Origin of the sequence: Citrobacter sp. NCU1, assembly GCF_010231475.1 — a bacterium.
Lineage (GTDB): Bacteria > Pseudomonadota > Gammaproteobacteria > Enterobacterales > Enterobacteriaceae > Citrobacter_D.
On sequence record NZ_NRDO01000127.1, the window covers coordinates 1 to 1,056 of the forward strand.

General features: G+C 48.1%; 1 protein-coding gene. It reads right to left on the minus strand.

The features are described 5' to 3' along the window. Positions 1-126: 126 nt before the first annotated feature. Positions 127-786: an FtsH protease modulator YccA gene (gene yccA / locus CJP72_RS24845; RefSeq protein WP_162383894.1), complete on the minus strand. Its 660-nt coding sequence runs from the start codon at positions 784-786 to the stop codon at positions 127-129. Positions 787-1,056 lie beyond the last annotated feature (270 nt).

The following is a 1,056-nucleotide window of genomic DNA, read 5'->3' on the forward strand; positions in this document are numbered from 1 at the left end:
GCTATCGGTATCGATTTCTTTCCCTTCAAAGATCAACATAATTCTTCACAGCCTGAGTAAAACGGTCGCCAGTTTATCAAAAAACAAAGCCCCGCATAAGCGGGGCTGGATGACGCATTTTGGCTCTTAGTCGCGGCTGGCGAAACCCAGAATGCTCAACAGGCTGACAAAGATGTTGTAGAGCGATACGTACAGGCTGACCGTCGCACGGATGTAGTTGGTCTCACCGCCACGGATAATATTGCTGGTCTCAAACAGGATGGCACCGGAAGAGATCAGAATAAATACCGCGCTAATAGCAAGATGCAGCGCGGGCAGTTGCAAGAAGATGTTCGCCACCATACCAATCAGTACGACAACGACACCCGCCATCAGCATACCGCCGAGGAAAGACATGTCTTTGCGCGTTGTCAGAACGTAGGCAGAGCAGCAGAAAAAGACCAGTGCCGTTCCACCTAACGCCATCGCGATAACATCACCCATACCTGCGGACAGATAGGCATTCAGCATTGGCCCGAGAATGTAGCCCAGGAAGCCCGTAAATGCGAAAGCGGCCAGGATGCCGGTCGGTTTGTTCGCTGTTTTATAGGTCAGGAACATCAGGCCGTACATACCCACCAGCGTCAGGATCAAGCCCGGAGACGGCAGCATTAATACGGTACTTGCCGTGGCGGTGATCGCTGAAAACGCCAGCGTCAGACTTAGCAGAAAATAGGTATTTCTCAGCACTTTGTGAGTGCTGAGTAGCGATGTACGGTCGCGCGATGAAGTAATTATACGATCCATGAGTCACTCTCTTATGACAGATGTAATTAATAACGGAGGATAAAGAAATCGCTGGCAATGACACAGCGGTTTTACCCATCTTTACGCATTTGATCTTCCACAGGATAAGCATTTTATTTCAGAAAAATCAGGTAAACCGGTTTAACACACCAATTATGTGCCTCAGAGCGATCGGGGTCGTATAGGTGACTGAAAATTATTGCTTTATAACATGACGCCAATTAAGAGTGGTGATGTCCTCATCAACATATCAATAAGGTAAAGGGAATG